Origin of the sequence: Methylobacterium bullatum, from assembly GCF_014845095.1 — a bacterium.
Lineage (GTDB): Bacteria > Pseudomonadota > Alphaproteobacteria > Rhizobiales > Beijerinckiaceae > Methylobacterium > Methylobacterium bullatum.
This window is the reverse complement of sequence record NZ_NKUG01000077.1, coordinates 1-15285: the sequence shown is the minus strand read 5'-3', so window position 1 is coordinate 15285 and position 15285 is coordinate 1. Positions and strand designations below refer to the sequence as shown.

15 protein-coding genes are annotated in these 15285 nt (G+C 68.7%); 7 read left to right on the top strand and 8 right to left on the bottom strand.

What is annotated here, in order from left to right; all coding sequences use genetic code 11:
- Window positions 1–21: 21 nt before the first annotated feature.
- From MBTS_RS11950 to MBTS_RS11925, 6 genes are all read right to left on the bottom strand, one after another.
- A complete protein-coding gene (locus MBTS_RS11950) occupies window positions 22–960 on the bottom strand; it encodes an ABC transporter ATP-binding protein (protein ID WP_147830528.1) in 939 nt (312 codons plus the stop codon).
- Between the two features lie 25 nt (window positions 961–985).
- Window positions 986–1249 (bottom strand): hypothetical protein, encoded by a 264-nt coding sequence (locus MBTS_RS11945; protein ID WP_043765043.1) that lies wholly within the window; start codon window positions 1247–1249, stop codon window positions 986–988.
- Window positions 1250–1462: 213 nt separating this feature from the next.
- The gene (locus MBTS_RS11940; protein WP_192215755.1) at window positions 1463–3154 is read right to left on the bottom strand and encodes a SpoIIE family protein phosphatase; all 1692 of its coding nucleotides are present in this window, start codon (window positions 3152–3154) and stop codon (window positions 1463–1465) included.
- Window positions 3151–4008 (bottom strand): GGDEF domain-containing protein, encoded by an 858-nt coding sequence (locus tag MBTS_RS11935; RefSeq protein WP_192215754.1) that lies wholly within the window; start codon window positions 4006–4008, stop codon window positions 3151–3153. The genes MBTS_RS11940 and MBTS_RS11935 overlap by 4 nt, the downstream gene beginning before the upstream one ends.
- Window positions 4009–4013: 5 nt before the next feature.
- Window positions 4014–4409 carry a DUF1987 domain-containing protein gene (locus MBTS_RS11930; protein ID WP_056143656.1) on the bottom strand — a complete coding sequence of 132 codons (396 nt, stop codon included), beginning with the start codon at window positions 4407–4409 and terminating at the stop codon, window positions 4014–4016.
- Window positions 4410–4422: 13 nt separating this feature from the next.
- On the bottom strand, window positions 4423–4974 hold the full coding sequence (locus MBTS_RS11925) for a SiaB family protein kinase (protein WP_018046037.1): 552 nt from the start codon (window positions 4972–4974) through the stop codon (window positions 4423–4425).
- Between the two features lie 346 nt (window positions 4975–5320).
- Between MBTS_RS11925 and MBTS_RS11920 the strand changes: the two genes are divergently transcribed.
- The 6 genes from MBTS_RS11920 (at window position 5321) to MBTS_RS11895 (ending at window position 11556) form a co-directional block, all read left to right on the top strand.
- Window positions 5321–6394: an HD-GYP domain-containing protein gene (locus tag MBTS_RS11920; protein WP_308445004.1), complete on the top strand. Its 1074-nt coding sequence runs from the start codon at window positions 5321–5323 to the stop codon at window positions 6392–6394.
- Window positions 6395–6713: 319 nt separating this feature from the next.
- Window positions 6714–7337 carry an FMN reductase gene (gene msuE, locus MBTS_RS11915; protein ID WP_192215753.1) on the top strand — a complete coding sequence of 208 codons (624 nt, stop codon included), beginning with the start codon at window positions 6714–6716 and terminating at the stop codon, window positions 7335–7337.
- A gap of 96 nt (window positions 7338–7433) precedes the next feature.
- Complete coding sequence (ssuC, locus tag MBTS_RS11910) at window positions 7434–8222, top strand: aliphatic sulfonate ABC transporter permease SsuC (protein ID WP_018046040.1); 789 nt, start codon at window positions 7434–7436, stop codon at window positions 8220–8222.
- Window positions 8223–8273: 51 nt separating this feature from the next.
- A complete protein-coding gene (locus MBTS_RS11905) occupies window positions 8274–9119 on the top strand; it encodes an ATP-binding cassette domain-containing protein (RefSeq protein WP_192215752.1) in 846 nt (281 codons plus the stop codon).
- 46 nt (window positions 9120–9165) lie between these two features.
- Window positions 9166–10329 (top strand): FMNH2-dependent alkanesulfonate monooxygenase, encoded by a 1164-nt coding sequence (gene ssuD, locus MBTS_RS11900; RefSeq protein WP_056143646.1) that lies wholly within the window; start codon window positions 9166–9168, stop codon window positions 10327–10329.
- Between the two features lie 252 nt (window positions 10330–10581).
- Complete coding sequence (locus MBTS_RS11895) at window positions 10582–11556, top strand: sulfonate ABC transporter substrate-binding protein (RefSeq protein ID WP_192215751.1); 975 nt, start codon at window positions 10582–10584, stop codon at window positions 11554–11556.
- 7 nt (window positions 11557–11563) lie between these two features.
- On the opposite strand, the gene MBTS_RS11890 is transcribed toward MBTS_RS11895, so the two are convergent.
- Window positions 11564–12280, bottom strand: coding sequence for a hypothetical protein (locus MBTS_RS11890; RefSeq protein WP_187273524.1), 717 nt, complete (start codon window positions 12278–12280; stop codon window positions 11564–11566).
- Between the two features lie 284 nt (window positions 12281–12564).
- Here MBTS_RS11890 and MBTS_RS11885 point away from each other — a divergent pair, with 284 nt between their 5' ends.
- Entirely contained in the window at window positions 12565–13275 is a 711-nt protein-coding gene (locus tag MBTS_RS11885) for a L,D-transpeptidase family protein (protein WP_192215750.1), read from the top strand.
- 18 nt (window positions 13276–13293) lie between these two features.
- Here the strand turns inward: MBTS_RS11885 and pbpC are convergent.
- Window positions 13294–15285 (bottom strand): penicillin-binding protein 1C (pbpC, locus tag MBTS_RS11880; RefSeq protein WP_192215749.1); only part of this gene is annotated, 1992 nt, incomplete at its 5' end.

Genomic DNA, 15285 nt, shown 5'->3' with positions numbered 1-15285 from the left:
TCGGCCTTGACGAACGCGCGATCAGGTCCGCCGCGATGCGGCTTCCCGGATCGCGGTGAGAGTCAGAATGGCGGGGGCACCGTTCCCCGTCACCGCTAGGTGATCGGCGCCAGTGGAGAGAAGCAGCGCCAGGGCGTCCTTCAGCGATGTCTCGGCCGTGACGGACGGCGCATCCGCGGCCTCACCGGGAACCGCGACGACACCCGCTTGCGTCAGCGCGAGACGCCGCAGAGCACGGTCCTCGCCGACGAAGCTCTCCACGAAGGCGTCGGCGGGAGCGACCAGGAGGCGGTCTGGCGTGTCGGCCTGGACGATCCGGCCCTCGCGCATCAGCACGACGTGATCCCCCATCCGCATCGCCTCGTCGATATCGTGGGTGACGATGATGACGGTCTTATTGAGCCGGCGAAGTATCTCGCCGATCTCGCTTTGTAGCCGGCTACGCGCTACCGGATCCACGGCTCCGAAGGGTTCGTCCATGAGGAGGACGGCTGGGTCCGCCGCCAGAGCGCGGGCGACGCCGACACGCTGGCGCTGACCGCCGGAGAGTTCGTCCGGCCTCCGGTCGCGGTAGTCCCGCGGATCGAGGCCGACGAGGGCGAGCATCTCGTCCACGCGATCCGCGATCCGGGCGCGGGACCAGCCCGACAGCTTTGGCACGGTGGCGACGTTCTCGGCGACGGTCCGGTGGGGGAACAGGCCGATGCCCTGCAGGACATAGCCGATGCCGCGGCGCAGCCGCACCGGATCGACCCCCGCCACGTCGCGTCCGTCGAGGAGAATGCGCCCGGCATCCGGTTCCACGAGCCGGTTGACCATGCGCAGGGTGGTGGATTTGCCACAGCCGGAAGGGCCGATGAGGACGCAGGTCGTGCCTTCCGCGATGTCGAGGTCGATCCCATCGACGGCCGGTCGATCCGCGCCGGCAAAGCGACGGTAGACGCCCTCGAACCGGATCATCGACCGAGCCTCGCGGGCTCGGATCTCAGCAGCCGAGGCAGATCGAACCCATCGTTGTCCGCATCTTCCGGTCCCAGGCCTTGTCGCGGGCGGCGGAGACCTTCTGCGCCTTGAGCATGTCGCCTTCGGTCGAGGCCCGGTTGAAGGTGGAGGTCGGCGGCTTCGTCACACCCATGGCGGTGGTCATGCGCTTGGGGGCCGGCTGCTGCGCCGTGGTGGAGGGCTGCGCCTGGACGGGCATGGCGACAAGCAGGCCCAGACAGACGGACGCGGCAAGGAAGCGTGTCATGATCGATCTCGACTTTTCGAATGTGTAGAAACGCAGCAGAGGCAAACGAAGACCGCGCCCCGAATACCAGCTCTCTTCGTCCATCATGACGGCAAGGTTGAGGCGTTGCGATGCGATCTCTCGAATGGCAGGCGTGGATAGTGCCGAATTGTCGTGGGGCTTAGCGTGTGCCAGCGCACCGGGCGACGATCGTTTCGGTCACGGAGTGGTGGGTCACGTCTGTCGTTTAGGGCGGAACGCGACCAGGGTCATGTCGTCCCGGGGTGTCTCGGAGCCGCGATAGGCGGCGAGCTCGGTTTCCAGTGTCCCGATCTGCCGGCCGAGTTCCTCCCCGCGGGTGCGCAGGAGGATATCCGCGACACCGCGATACCCGAGCAATCGCCGCTGCGTACCGTGAATACCCATCTGGTCGGTGATGCCGTCGGTCATCAGGTAGAAGGTGTCGCCCGGCGCCACATCCAGGATGACGTTCCCGGTGCTGAAGCTCTCGCTCCCCTGGCGCGGATAACCGAGTCCCCGCTTGGCCCCCCTGATCCGGGTCACCCCCGCATCCGTGACGGTGGTGAGCGACAGGCCGGCGCCGGCGAAGGTCAGGCGCCGTGCCTCCGGGTCCCAGATGCACAGGCCGCAATCGAGCCCGTCATCGGAATCCGAACCGCGCCCGTCCTGGCGCAGCTGGGCGCGGACCATCTCGTCGAGGACCGTCAGGATCTCGGCCGGCGAGCGAAGGCCGCGCTCGTGCAGCACGCGGTCGAGGGCGGTGGCGACGATGAGCGTGATGAACGCGCCCGGTACGCCGTGGCCGGTGCAATCGGCCACGACGATGATGCTGACGTCACCGAGGCGTTCCAGCCAGAAATAGTCGCCGCCGACCTGATGCAGCGGCTCCCACAGCACGGCGACATCGAGGCCCGCACCGGCCAGCGCCATCCGGTCGGGCAGGACGGAGGTCTGGATGCGACGGGCGTAGCCGATGCTCTCCATGACCTGGTGGTTGGCGTCGGCGAGCTTGGCATGGGCGAGTTCGAGGTCGGAGAGGAGCTGCTTCGCCTCGTCGCCGGCGCGCAGGCCCTCCACCATGCGGTTGAAGGCCGAGGAGATCACGTCGATCTCGTTGCTGGCCCGTATGGCGCCGTCGAACGCCACCGTCGACCAGCGCTTGTGCTCGACCTCGCGCATGGCGAGCAGCAGGCGCTTCAGGGGGGCGAGGACGTGCTTGCGCACGTTGGCATGCAGGGTCAGCACGAAGGCGAGCATCAGCACCAGGCTTGCCCCGACCGCCAGGAGCGCCTGCTTCTCCGCATTGGCGCGCAGGGCTTCGGTGGAAAGTCCCAGCGTCAGGCTTCCCACGGGCTTCGCCTGGCCCGCCAGGGTGATGGCGGTGGAGGCCCGGATGAGCTCGATGCCGCGTCCCCCCGGCATCTCGCCGATGGACATCACCAGGCCGCCCTCCGCGTTCCAGGCACGGACGAAGCGGAACGCCGGATCGAGGGTCAGGGCCTGGACCTGGGTCGTGTAGACGTCCGGCCGCTCGCTCCAATCGGGTCGGGCGATGGCCTGGGCGGTGAGGGCGACGAGAAGGTTCGCCCGTTCGGTATAGAGCCTGAGACTGTCGTTGTAGTTCACCCAGGCGATGCCGACCTGCGTCGCCAGCACCACGATGGCGATCACCGGGTAGATCCGCAGGAACAGGGTGTGCGCCAGACTGTCGAGGTCGCGCCCGCGGGCCGAACCGCGCAGGGCGCCCGGCCGCATCGTACCGGGCGCGGATGTCGATACGTCGGTGAAACCGGCCAGTTCCAGGAAGTCGTCGCCGCGCAGGGGACCGCCTCCCCTCAAGGAGCGCTTGCGGGTGGGGGAGGCGACGGCGGGCGTTGCCCCCTCGGCCGCAGGATCGAACGTCATGGCGGCGGTCCGTCCGCGGACGGGCCGCGGGACGGGCGGACACAGCCCCGTCCGGCATGTTTGGCCGCATAGAGCGCAGCATCGGCCCGGCCCAGAGTCTGCTCGAAGGTCTCGGTTCCCTCGATGGCGGCGATGCCGATGCTGACGGAGAGCGCCAGCGGTCCTCCGGGCCACGCCACGCCGGTTTCCCCGACGAGGCGGCAGATGTCTTCGGCCACCGTGAGCCCGGCATCGGCCCCGATCTCGGTGAGCAGAATCGCGAATTCCTCGCCGCCCATGCGGCCGATCACGTCCACCTTGCGCAGGCGCCTCCGGCAGGTCTCGACGAAGCTGGCGAGGGCAGCGTCTCCGGCGGCGTGGCCGAACTCGTCGTTGAGGCGCTTGAACCGGTCGAGATCCGCCATGAGGAGGCAGGCGGGAATCCGGTCGCGCTCGTATCGCAGCCATTCACGCTGGCTGATCTCCATGAAACGGCGACGGCTCACCGCGCCGGTGAGGTCGTCGGTATCGGCCAGATGCCTCAGCTTCGCTTCGAGCCGGGTCCGATGCTCGATCTCGCCGGACAGCGCCTCGTTGAGGGCCTGTAGGTCGCGTTGCTGCTCGGCGAGGCGGTGATTCGCCTTCTGCAGGTCGAGCTGCATCCGGTCGCTCATCCTCACGAGGCGGCGCTGCTCGCGATAACTGCGCCGGTAGGCTTCGGCGAGTTGCTGGACGCCGCCCGCGACCTGCGCGAGCCCCGCCAGCATCCCATCGGTCTTCCCCAGGACCGCTTCCTCGGTATCGTACAGACTGAACGCGTCGCCGACGACGGGGGGATGGTCGGTTGGCGGAACGACCCCGGGCTTGGCCTTCATCCGTGTCAGTTCCCCGCCTGCGAGGTCTCGACGAGATCGAAACGTGCATGGGAAAAGTCGGAGGCGAAATCCTCCCCGGCCTCGGCGATGGTCTCGTCGCCCTCGGCGTAGAGCCAGCGGATGGTGACGCCACGGCCTTCGCCGGCTGCGGCCTCGAGGGGCATGAACAGGTTCATCAGTCCCTTGGCGCTGGAACTGTTGAAATAGACGAGGGCGACCTCGAACACGATCGGTTCCGGACCCGACAGGGCGAGGTAGGACCGCAGGGACTGGAGCAGGGGGCCGAAGAAGGCCGCGGCATCCTCCGGATACGATTCGCCGCTCAGCCTGAAACGGCCGGCTCCGAAGTCGAAATCCACCTCGGGGGATCGGGCGGTCGCCGGAATTTGAATGCGGTCCATCGCCGGGGCGCCGTCAGATATAGGCTTTGAGGCAGAACAGACTGCGCTCGTCGCCGAGATCGTGAAAATCGAACTCGACGGGAGCACTCGACCGGCGAGCGATCTCGATCAGGCCGATGCTCCCTCCGAGGCTGCCCTCGTCGGGGGGCTGGCGCAGTTTCTCGCGGTAGAAACGCTTGAGTTCTTCGCTGGACATGCCGGCAATGTGGTCCAATCGCTCATGCAGAACGGCGGCATCGGCCTTGGGAACCTCGTTGCCGCACACGACGAAGAAGCGCGCGTTCTCGACGCCGACCACGATCATCCCCGCACTGATCATGCCGCAGGACGCCTTGTCCCCGGGGAGCTTGTCGGCCGAGTAACGAATGATGTTCTGGGCCTGCTCGACGAAGATCGAGAACACCCGCTTGGCGATGGTCGCGTCCGTCTCACCCTGGATCATCCGAAGCTTCAGGACTTCGCCGAGGGAAAACAGCACGTTCTCCGAGATGTCGCCGCCGAACGACAGGATGATACCGTTACGCTTCGATGTCTCGAAGAAGGATTTGAAGTCCCGCGCGAGCACAGCATCCTCCTCCCGATGGCGGAAGGTGCCGCACGGTGAGCGCCCACCTTCACTGCCCGACAGCACTAACCCAAAGGCCTCTACAGAGAGTTACCGCCTCGCAATCTGGCGGAGTGCGAGCAAATTCCATTCCATCCGGTTAACCAGGACGACAGGATTGGACGACCCCGCGCCATGGTTCCGACAGGAGAACTATCTCGGTCCAAGGTGTCGATGATAGATCGGACGGCATCGGGTTCGTTCTGCGAAAAGAAACAATTTATAGGGATTTGTTTCTGTAAAACTCGCGAGCGCGCCTGTGTTTGGGCACGAACCCAGACCTTGCCGGTCTGAAGCGGATCGGATCGTGACACAAGACAAGTCCGTCCTCATCGTATCGGATCGACCGGACCGGGTGAGACTGCTGGCGCGCGCCATCACCACCATCATGCCCTGCCGCAGCGTTCTCGGGGACCAGTCGGCTCCCGCCATCCTGCCCGTCGTCGCCGTCATCGATCTGGATCCCCGTGACGGCGTAGCGGCGGCCTGGGTGGTCCGTCTCCTGGCGATGCGCGTGCCCTGCCTCGTTCTCACGAATGCGCCCGCCCACATCCCGGACAGGGCGAATCCGGCCCTGCGCGTCACGGCGGCCGATACCCCGCGCCCGACCATTCTCTCCCTCCTGTTCAGCCTCATCGATGCCGGCGAGAAGCTGCGCACGCGTCACGCCGGCGAGACCGCCGCATTGGAAGGCAGGGCGCACCGCGCCTGCTCCGTGGTGGCGGACCTGTTCCATGCGGCGCAAGCCGATCGGCCGATCTCCTCGGAGGAGGCCGATGCGGGAACCGACGTCATTCTGGAGGCCGTTTCCGAGGGTGGCATCCGCGCGTGGCTCGAGGTGATCGGACGCTACGACGAACTCCTCTACCAGCACTCCCTCAGCGTCGCCGGCTTTGCCGCGGCCTTCGGCTTCCACCTCAAAATTCCCCGGGCCGACCGGAAGCGCCTCGCGAAAGCCGCGTTGCTGCACGATATCGGCAAATCGAAGATTCCTCTGGCCATCCTCAACAAGCCCGGTGCGCTGACCTCGGCCGAGATGGCGACCATGCGCACCCATGCCGCCGCCGGTGCCGACATGCTCGCCAGGCAGGAGGGGTTCGATGCCGCCATGCTCGACGTGGTCCGGCATCATCACGAGATGCTCGACGGCAGCGGCTACCCGGCCGGCCTCACCGGCGATGCGATTCCGGATCTCGTCCGCCTCGTGACGATCTGCGACATCCACTCGGCCCTCACCGAGCGGCGGGCCTATCGCAATCCGCTCCCGCATGCCGAGGCCCATGCGATCATGCTCGGCATGACGGGCAAGCTCGACATGCCGCTCCTGCGGGCCTTCCAGCCCATCGTCCTGCAATCGAGCCATGGCGACGCATTGGTCTAGCGCCTCGCGGCGTTCGGTTTGCCGAACCCTGTCCGGTTCAGGTGGAGCGTTCTTCCAGGGCGGACCCGTCGATGGGCCGTGATTCTGCATGAAATTGCCAAGTCGAAAGTTTCATCTCCTACGGGGACATCTTGCCGAAGACCGATCTCCCATGCCTCGTTCTTTTAAAAGCACGTTTCGTTGACCCGGATCGCCGCTGCCATCACATTTCGGTAACGATGCCGAGGGGCATTCCATGACCGGACGGCCCGCCATGACTGGACGGCGCGTTCGGATCAAAGTCCCCGGCGCATTCCCGTACCCGATCGGTAGGCGCTCGATGTCCCTTCAAGGCAGCTCTTTCTCAGGCCCGCTTCCGCGCATCGTCGGCTTCAGCGCCAACCTGCAGCGTCCCTCGAAGACGCGGGCGCTGGTCGAAGCCGTGGCCGAGGCGACCGGCGCGCGGCTGCGCGCCGACATCCGCCTGTTCGACGTGGTCGATGCCGGGACCGGCCTCGGCGCGGCCTGGTCGCGCGACCAGCTCTCGCTGCCCGCTCGGCGCATCCTGGAGGCGATCGAGAACGCGGACGCGCTCATCGTCGGAACGCCGGTCTACAAGGGCGCCTATACCGGCCTGTTCAAGCACCTGTTCGACTTCGTCGATCCGGCGGCCCTGGCGGGCAAGCCCGTCGTGCTCTCGGCCACCGGCGGGGGCGCGCGGCACGCCCTCGTCGTCGAGCATTCCCTGCGGCCCCTCTTCGGCTTCTTCAGCGCGCAGACCGTCCCGACCTCGGTCTATGGCAGCGACGCGGACTTCTCCGACGGCGTCCTCGTCGACGAGGGCGTGCGGGGCCGCGTTTCCGATGCTGCGGCCCAGCTCGCCGCGCTGCTCGGCGCACGGGCGAAGCCCTCGGCTTCGTTCGAGGCCGCGCCGGCCACCGCCTTCGCCGCTCCGAACCGATAGCCCGCTCGGACGACCGGGGGCGCCGGCCGGGCGATGCACCCGACGGCGCCGAGATCGGCGCCTCCTACAGAGCCTCAGTCAGCAAGGGCTGGACACATGTCACGGCAGACAACCCTCGGTTCCGACATCCTCGGCCGCCTGACGCCCTGGCTCGTGCCGGTGGCGATCATCGCCGGCTGGCAGGCCGCGGCCTCCACCGGCCTCGTCTCCACCCGTTTCATGCCCGCCCCCTCGGACGTGATCGCCGCGGGCTGGCAGGCGAGCAAGACCGGTGAACTCTGGACCAACCTCTGGATCAGCTTCCTGCGGGCGGCCGTCGGCTTCCTCATCGGCGGCAGCATCGGCTTCGCCCTCGGCCTCGCCAACGGCCTGTCGCAGCTTTCAGAGAAGCTCACCGACACGACCTTGCAGATGGTGCGCAACATCCCGCACCTGTCGCTGATCCCCCTGGTGATCCTGTGGTTCGGCATCGACGAGGAGGCCAAGCTCTTCCTCGTGGCCATCGGCGTGTTCTTCCCGATCTACGCCAATACCCTGCACGGCATCCGCTCGGTGGATCCGCAACTGGTGGAGATGGGCCGGGTCTACGGCATGTCGCCCACCACCCTGTTCCTGCGGGTGGTGCTGCCCGGGGCGCTGCCATCGATCTTCGTCGGCCTGCGCTACGCGCTCGGCATTATGTGGCTCACGCTCATCGTCGCCGAGACGATCTCGGCCTCGTCCGGCCTCGGCTACATGGCGATGCAGGCGCGCGAGTTCATGCTGGTGGACGTGGTGGTGCTGGCCATCGTCATCTACGCCCTCCTCGGCAAGATCGCCGACACCCTGACCCGGCTGCTGGAGCGTTCGTTCCTCGCCTGGAACCCGGCCTACCGGAACATCTGAGGGGCATCGCGACATGCCCCCGTTCTTCGATCAACCCCACGGACGACGTCCATGACCGCCTCCACCCTGCTGCGCGCGCCCGACGCCGCCCTCGCGCCGCCCCGCGAGGTTCCCGTCGCGCCCCAGGCCCGCCAGGCCACGCGCCCCGCGCCCGTCACGGGCACGGGGGTCGCCGTCACCCTGCGCGGCCTGTCGAAATCCTTCGACGGCCATCAGGTGATCGAGGGGCTCGACCTGCACATCCCGGCGGGCCAGTTCGTGGCCATCGTCGGCCGCTCGGGCTGCGGCAAGAGCACCTTGCTGCGCCTGATCCTCGGGCTCGAACAGCCGAGCGCCGGGCGTATCGACCTGGAGAACCCCGGTGCGCGCTCGGCCACGAAGCGCATCATGTTCCAGGAGCCGCGCCTGCTGCCCTGGGCCAGGGTCGTCGACAACGTCGCCGTAGGGCTCGGCGGGGCCGGGCGGCGCCAGGAACGGCGCGAGCGGGCGGCGGCCGTGCTGGCCGAGGTCGGCCTCACCGACAAGGCCGGCAACTGGCCGGCGACCCTATCCGGCGGCCAGCGCCAGCGCGTCGCCCTGGCGCGCGCCCTCGTCAGCCGGCCGGGCCTGCTCGCCCTGGACGAGCCCCTCGGCGCGCTGGACGCCCTGACGCGCATCGACATGCAGGACATGATCGAGCGGATCTGGCGCAACCAGGGCTTCACCGCCATCCTCGTCACCCACGACGTCGCCGAGGCGGCGGCCATGGCCGACCGCATCCTCGTGGTGGAGGAGGGCCGCGTCGCCCTCGACCTGACCGTGGACGTGCCCCGCCCGCGCCGGCGCGGCGACCCCGAACTCGCGCGGCTGGAAGGCCGTATCCTCGACCATCTGCTGAAGGACCGTGCCCCGGTCTGATCCCCGGACGAGCGCGATTCCACCGGCACAACATCAGGAGCATCCCATGACCGCAGAGACCGACGTCCTCTGGTTCCTTCCCACCCATGGCGACGGCCGCTACCTCGGCGCGCAGGAAGGCGCCCGCGACGTGTCGCTGGCCTATCTCCGCCAGATCGCGCAGGCCGCCGATGAACTCGGCTATTACGGCGTGCTGCTGCCCACCGGCCGTTCCTGCGAGGATTCCTGGGTCATCGCCTCGGCTCTCGCCGCCCTGACGAAGCGCCTGCGCTTCCTCGTGGCGGTGCGTCCCGGCCTGCAGGAGCCGTCCATGGCCGCGCGCATGGCCGCGACCCTGGACCGGATTTCGGACGGGCGCCTCCTCATCAACGTCGTCACCGGCGGCGATCCGGTGGAGCTGCGCGGCGACGGCGTCTTCCTCGATCATGACGAGCGCTACGTCGTCACCGACGAGTTCCTGCATGTCTGGCGCGGGCTGATGTCCGGCGAGACGGTAAATTACGAAGGCAAGCATCTCAAGGTGGAGGATGGCCGGCTCATCTTCCCGCCGGTCCAGAAGCCCTATCCGCCGCTGTATTTCGGCGGCTCCTCGCCGGCCGGCATCGAAGTCGCGGCCGAGCATTGCGAAGTCTACCTGACCTGGGGCGAGCCTCCGGCGGGCGTCGCCGAGAAGATCGCTAAGGCGAAGGAAGCCGCCGACCGCAAGGGCAAGACCTTCTCCTACGGCATCCGCCTCCACGTCATCGTCCGCGAGACCGAGGGCGAGGCCTGGGCGGCGGCCGAGAGCCTGATCTCGCGCCTCGACGACGAGACCATCGCGCGGGCGCAGGCCACTCTCAAGCGCCAGGATTCCGTGGGCCAGAGCCGGATGATGGCGCTGCATGGCGGCGACCGCTCGAAGCTCGAAGTCTCGCCCAACCTCTGGGCCGGCGTCGGCCTCGTGCGCGGCGGCGCCGGCACGGCGCTCGTCGGCTCGGCCGATCAGGTGGCGGACCGGATGAAGGAATACATCGATCTCGGGATCGATCGCTTCATCCTCTCCGGCTACCCGCATCTGGAAGAAGCCTACCGCTTCGCCGAACTCGTCTTCCCGAAGCTGCCGCTTCGCGCCACCACCGGCGTTCCCCCGAGCAACGCCCGCAACAACGGCCCGTTCGGCGAAGTCATCGCCAACGACATCGTCCCCAGCCGCCGCATCGCGGCGCATTGAGGGAGAGCATCGCCTCTCCCCGCTCGCGGGGACAGGGCCGCGACGACTCCGTCGACTTCGCGGCGAGGCGGCAGCCGACGGTAAGGGGCTGACGCCGAAGGAGGTTTTTCCGGTGAGTCCCCCTCACCCTCGTTCCGGCTTCGCCTGCACTCACCGGATGCACGACAAGGTGCATCCGGTGTTCTCCCCGCCCGCGGGGAGAGGCGGCGCTCTCACCGGACACCTGTTCCAAACGCTGTACGAGGACATTCCATGCCCCGTTCCACCGCGCGCACCCTCTCCCCGCCTCGGCAGACGACCCTCGCCTTCCTCACCGCCCTCGCGTTCCTGATCCTCGGTACGCTGCTGGCGCGCGCCGAGGACAAGGTCATCCGCATCGGCTACCAGAAATACGGCACGCTGGTCCTGCTCAAGGGCAAGGGCCTGCTGGAGAAGAAGCTGGCGCCGCTCGGCTACCGGGTGAGTTGGGCCGAGTTTCCCTCGGGGCCACCGCTGCTGGAGGCGTTGAATGCCGGGGCCATCGATCTCGGCTCGGCCGGGGAGGCGCCGCCGATCTTCGGGCAGGCCAACAACCCGGATTTCCTCTACGTCGCCCACGAGCCGGCGGCTCCGTTGGGCGAGGCGATCCTCGTCGCCAAGGACAGCCCGATCAAGACCGTCGCCGATCTGCGCGGCAAGAAGATCGCCTTGAACAAGGGCTCGAACGTCCATTACTTCCTGGTCGAGGCCCTGGCCAAGGCCGGCGTGCCCTACGAGGCGGTGACGCCGGTCTTCCTCGCGCCCGGCGACGCGGTCGCGGCCTTCTCGCGCGGCGCCGTCGATGCCTGGGTGATCTGGGACCCCTTCCTCGCCTCGGGCGAGCGGACCACCGGCGCGCGGACCCTCGTCAACGGCACCGACATCGTGCCGAACCGGCAGTTCTACCTGTCGACGCGCCGGTTCTCCGACGCGAACAAGGAGGCGCTCGATACCACCCTCGCCGCGATCGGCGAGATCGACGCCTGGGCCAAGGACAACACCGACGCGGTGGCCGCCGAACTGGCCCCCGCCATCGGCATCCCGGCGCCGGTCCTCACCGTGGCCCTCAAGCGCCTGACCTACGGCGTGACTCCGCTGGACGCGGCCGTGATCGCCGATCAGCAGAAGGTGGCCGATACGTTCCACCGCCTCGGTCTGCTGCCCAAGCCCATCACCGTCTCCGACGCCGTGCGGAAATCCGGGAGCTAATGGGGCTCTACCGCCTGGCCGGCGCCGGCATGAGCCAGCGCAGGACGAGATGGGTCGTCCCGCACAGGACGAGGGGGATGACGACGAGAAGGCTCGTGAACCAGGCCCAGGCCGGCATCATCGTCTGTGCGACGGCGTCGCTCATGCCCCAGACGTAGTTGATGTTCACGGGCGTGAGCCCGGCATCGGGGCGCGGCCCGGGCATCAGGAAGAAGCACACCAGCAACACGGCGATGGCGAGGCCGGACCACGCCGCCCAGGCGCGCCGGTCGTAGCCGAGGCGCCAGACCAGGTAGACGAGCAGGAACGGCAGCCAGCCGTGGAACAGCGAGAGCCCGCGCAGGAACAGCGGGTTCTCGGCCTTGAACATGTAGGCGGTCATGCCGGTGAGCGGCACGCCCACGAGTTCGGCGACGAAATCCGCCACCCACAGGATCTGCGGCGCCAGGATGCCCACCGTCGGCATGGAGACGAGGAGCGGGCTCTCCCGCCAGATGCCCACCAGGGTGAGCAGCAGGGCGACGTCGCAGAAATAGAGGAAGTTGGTCGGCCCGTACCAGCTCCAGTAGACGGGCACGAGCACCGCCATGAAGGCCGTATAGGCGAGCTTGAGGGCCAGCGGCAGGCGTTGTGCGCTCGCCGGTTCGAGGGATGAAGCGACGTCGGCCAGGGCCGCTTCCGCGACGGCGAGGGGATCGGTCGCCGGGACCATGCTGCCGCTCATGTCCGATCCTCATTCATGTCCGCCGCCCCTTCGTCCGTCGAATCACTCGGCCGCTCGGAAGCTTGGCCGAGCCGGAGGACATACGAATTCGCGCGCCTTGGGCGTGACGTGCCGCACGCGAGGATCGCCGCCGTTGCAGGAGCCACCCCTTGCTTCGAGAGGATGGATAGAGAGGAAGTGCCGAGCTTGCCAGTCAAGTCGGGGGTCGGTTAACTCAGCTTGGCAGGCAGCTCGTTCGCCGGAGCGTTGTGCCGTCGGGCCACAGGACAGGAAAGTCCGGAATCATGACGATGGACGCTGGGAAGGCCGCTGCCGGCGGGATGGACGAGAGTGCCCGGCTCGGTGGCAGGACGGGGCGTCTCAGCCGCCGTTCGTTCCTGGCCGGCTCGGCCGCCGGGTTCGGCGCGCTGGGGCTCGCCGGTTGCGCGACGACCGACGGCCTGATCCTCGCCGAGGCGGCGAAGATCTACGGTCCGATGCCGGACGAGAAATTCCCGATCCCGGCCACCGACATCAGGAAGGTCGACCCGAAATACTATCGCCGGACGGTGCGCTACGAAACCAAGGAAGCGCCCGGCACGATCATCGTCGACCCCGGCAACTTCTATGTCTACCGCATCGAGGAGGATGGGGCCGCCACCCGCTACGGCGCCAATGTCGGCCGTGCCGGGTTCCTGTGGAGCGGTGACGCCTATGTCGGCCGCAAGTCCGAATGGGCGACCTGGACACCGCCCAAGGAGATGATCCAGCGCCAGCCCGAGGTGGCCAAATACGCCCGCGGCATGCCGGGCGGCCTCGACAACCCTCTCGGCGCCCGCACGCTCCACCTCTACCAGAACGGCGCCTACACGCTCTACACGATCTACGCCTCGAGCGAGCCCGACTCGATCGGCTCGGGCATTACGAGCGGATGTGTCGGCCTGCTCAGCCAGGACATGATCCACCTGTATTCGCGGACGCCGGTGAAGACGAAGGTTGTCGTCCTGCCCGGTTAGGGAAAAGGGGCCGGCCCCTCACTCCAGCCTCACCACCACGCTGTCGCTGGCCCCCGACGCGTCCATCACCGAAATCCTGGCGAAGCCCGCGCCGTCCGGTGCCCATTCCGACTGGCGCCGGGCGCTCTCGGCCACCGGCAGGCTATTGACCATCCAGGTGAGGGGCGGCACCCCGCCCAGCGCCTTGAGGGCGAGGCTCGGCGCGGGGCCTGGCTCGGCGAGGCCGAGATCGATCCGCGCCCCATCCGGCGGGTAGGCGATCTTGAGGGCCGAGCCCAGAGCCGCCGAGAGGGTCTTGGGCACGTCCTTGCGGATGTGGCGCAGGGGCGGCGGCAGGCCGGCGGTGGTGGTCACCAGGGCGTCGCGGGGCATCGGCACGGAATCGGGCTCGCCGCCGAAGCGCGAGAACGCGTCGAACAGGATCGGCGCCGCGACCACGCGGCCGACGAGACCCGGCACGGCGTTGCCGTCCGGCCGCCCGACCCAGACCGCGATGGTGACGCGCCGGTCGAACCCCACCGCCAGGGCATCGCGATAACCGTAGGAGGTGCCGGTCTTGAACGCGATCCGGTTCGGCAGCGCGTTCTCCGGCGGGGGCGCCCCGCGCAGGGTATCGGCGACGTACCAGGCGGACACCGGCTCGGTGACGCGCAACTCCGGCGGGGGCGATGCGGCCGGCCCGTCGAGGCGGCGGATCAGGTCGGGCACCGAGCCACCCCGGGCGAGGCCGGAGAACAGCCGGGCGAGGTCGGTGAGGGTGATGCCGAGGCCGCCCAGAGCCACCGGCAGGCCGGGTGCCGTGTCGCGCGGCAGGTCGATCCGCGCGCCCGCGCCGCGCAGGCGGGCGATGAAGCGGGCGGCGCCCACCGCCTCCAGCAGGTCCACCGCCGGCACGTTCAGAGAAAGCTGGAGCGCGCGCCGCGCCGTGACGGTGCCCTGGTAGCTGAGATCGAAATTCTCCGGCGCGTAGGAGCCGGCGAAGCGCACCGGCCGGTCGTCGAGGAGGGTCTCGGGATGGGCGATGCCGTTCTCGAAGGCCAGCGCGTAGATGAACGGCTTGAGGGCCGAGCCGGGCGAACGGATCGCCCCCGTCATGTCGATGGCGCCGGAGCGGCTGGCATCGAGATAGCCGGCGCTCCCCACCTGCGCGATCACCGCGCCGGTGCGGTTGTCGATGGCGAGGATCGCCGCAGAGATGCCCGGCCCCATGGCGGCGGCGCGCTCGGCGGCCAGCCGTTCGAGGCTCGCCTGCAATCGCCCGTCGAGCGAGAGGCGCTGGACCCGCGCGTCGGGATCGGCCGCCAGAGCCGCTTCCGCCGCATGGGCCGCCAGCATCGGGAAGGGCTTTCGCTGGTCCGGCACCGGTTCGGCCTTGGCGGTTTTCGCCTCGGCGGACGTGATGACCCCGCGCGCGGCGGCGATGTCGAGGACCCTGTCGCGCGCCTGACGCGCGCGGGCGGGGTAACGATCCGGCCGGCGCACCTCGGGCGCCTGGGGCAGGCCGACGAGGAGGGCGGATTCGGCGAAGGAGAGCCGGGCGGGCTCGCGCCCGAAATAGGCGAAGCTCGCCGCCCGCAAGCCCTCCACCGGGCCGCCATAGGGCGCGAGCGCGAGGTAGAGGTCGAGAACGCCGTCCTTCCCCAACCGGCGTTCCAGCTGGACCGCCCGCACCATCTGCCGGAGCTTGGCGCTGAGCGAGCGTTCGGGCCGCGGCTCCACGAGGCGAGCCACCTGCATCGACAGGGTGGAGCCCCCGGAGACGATTCTGCCGTGCCGGAGCCATTGCCACGCGGCACGCAGGGTCGCGGCGGGGTCGATGCCGGGATGGTCGGCAAAGCGCCGGTCCTCGTAGGCCTTCAGCATGGCGAGCATGCGCGGATCGACATCCGCCCCCGTCACCGGCAGCCGCCAGCGCCCATCGGCGGTGGCGAAGGGGCGCAGGAGATGGCGGTCCCGATCGAGGATGACGGTGGAGCGGAGGCTCGCCTGGGTCAGGTCGAGGGGCGGGAG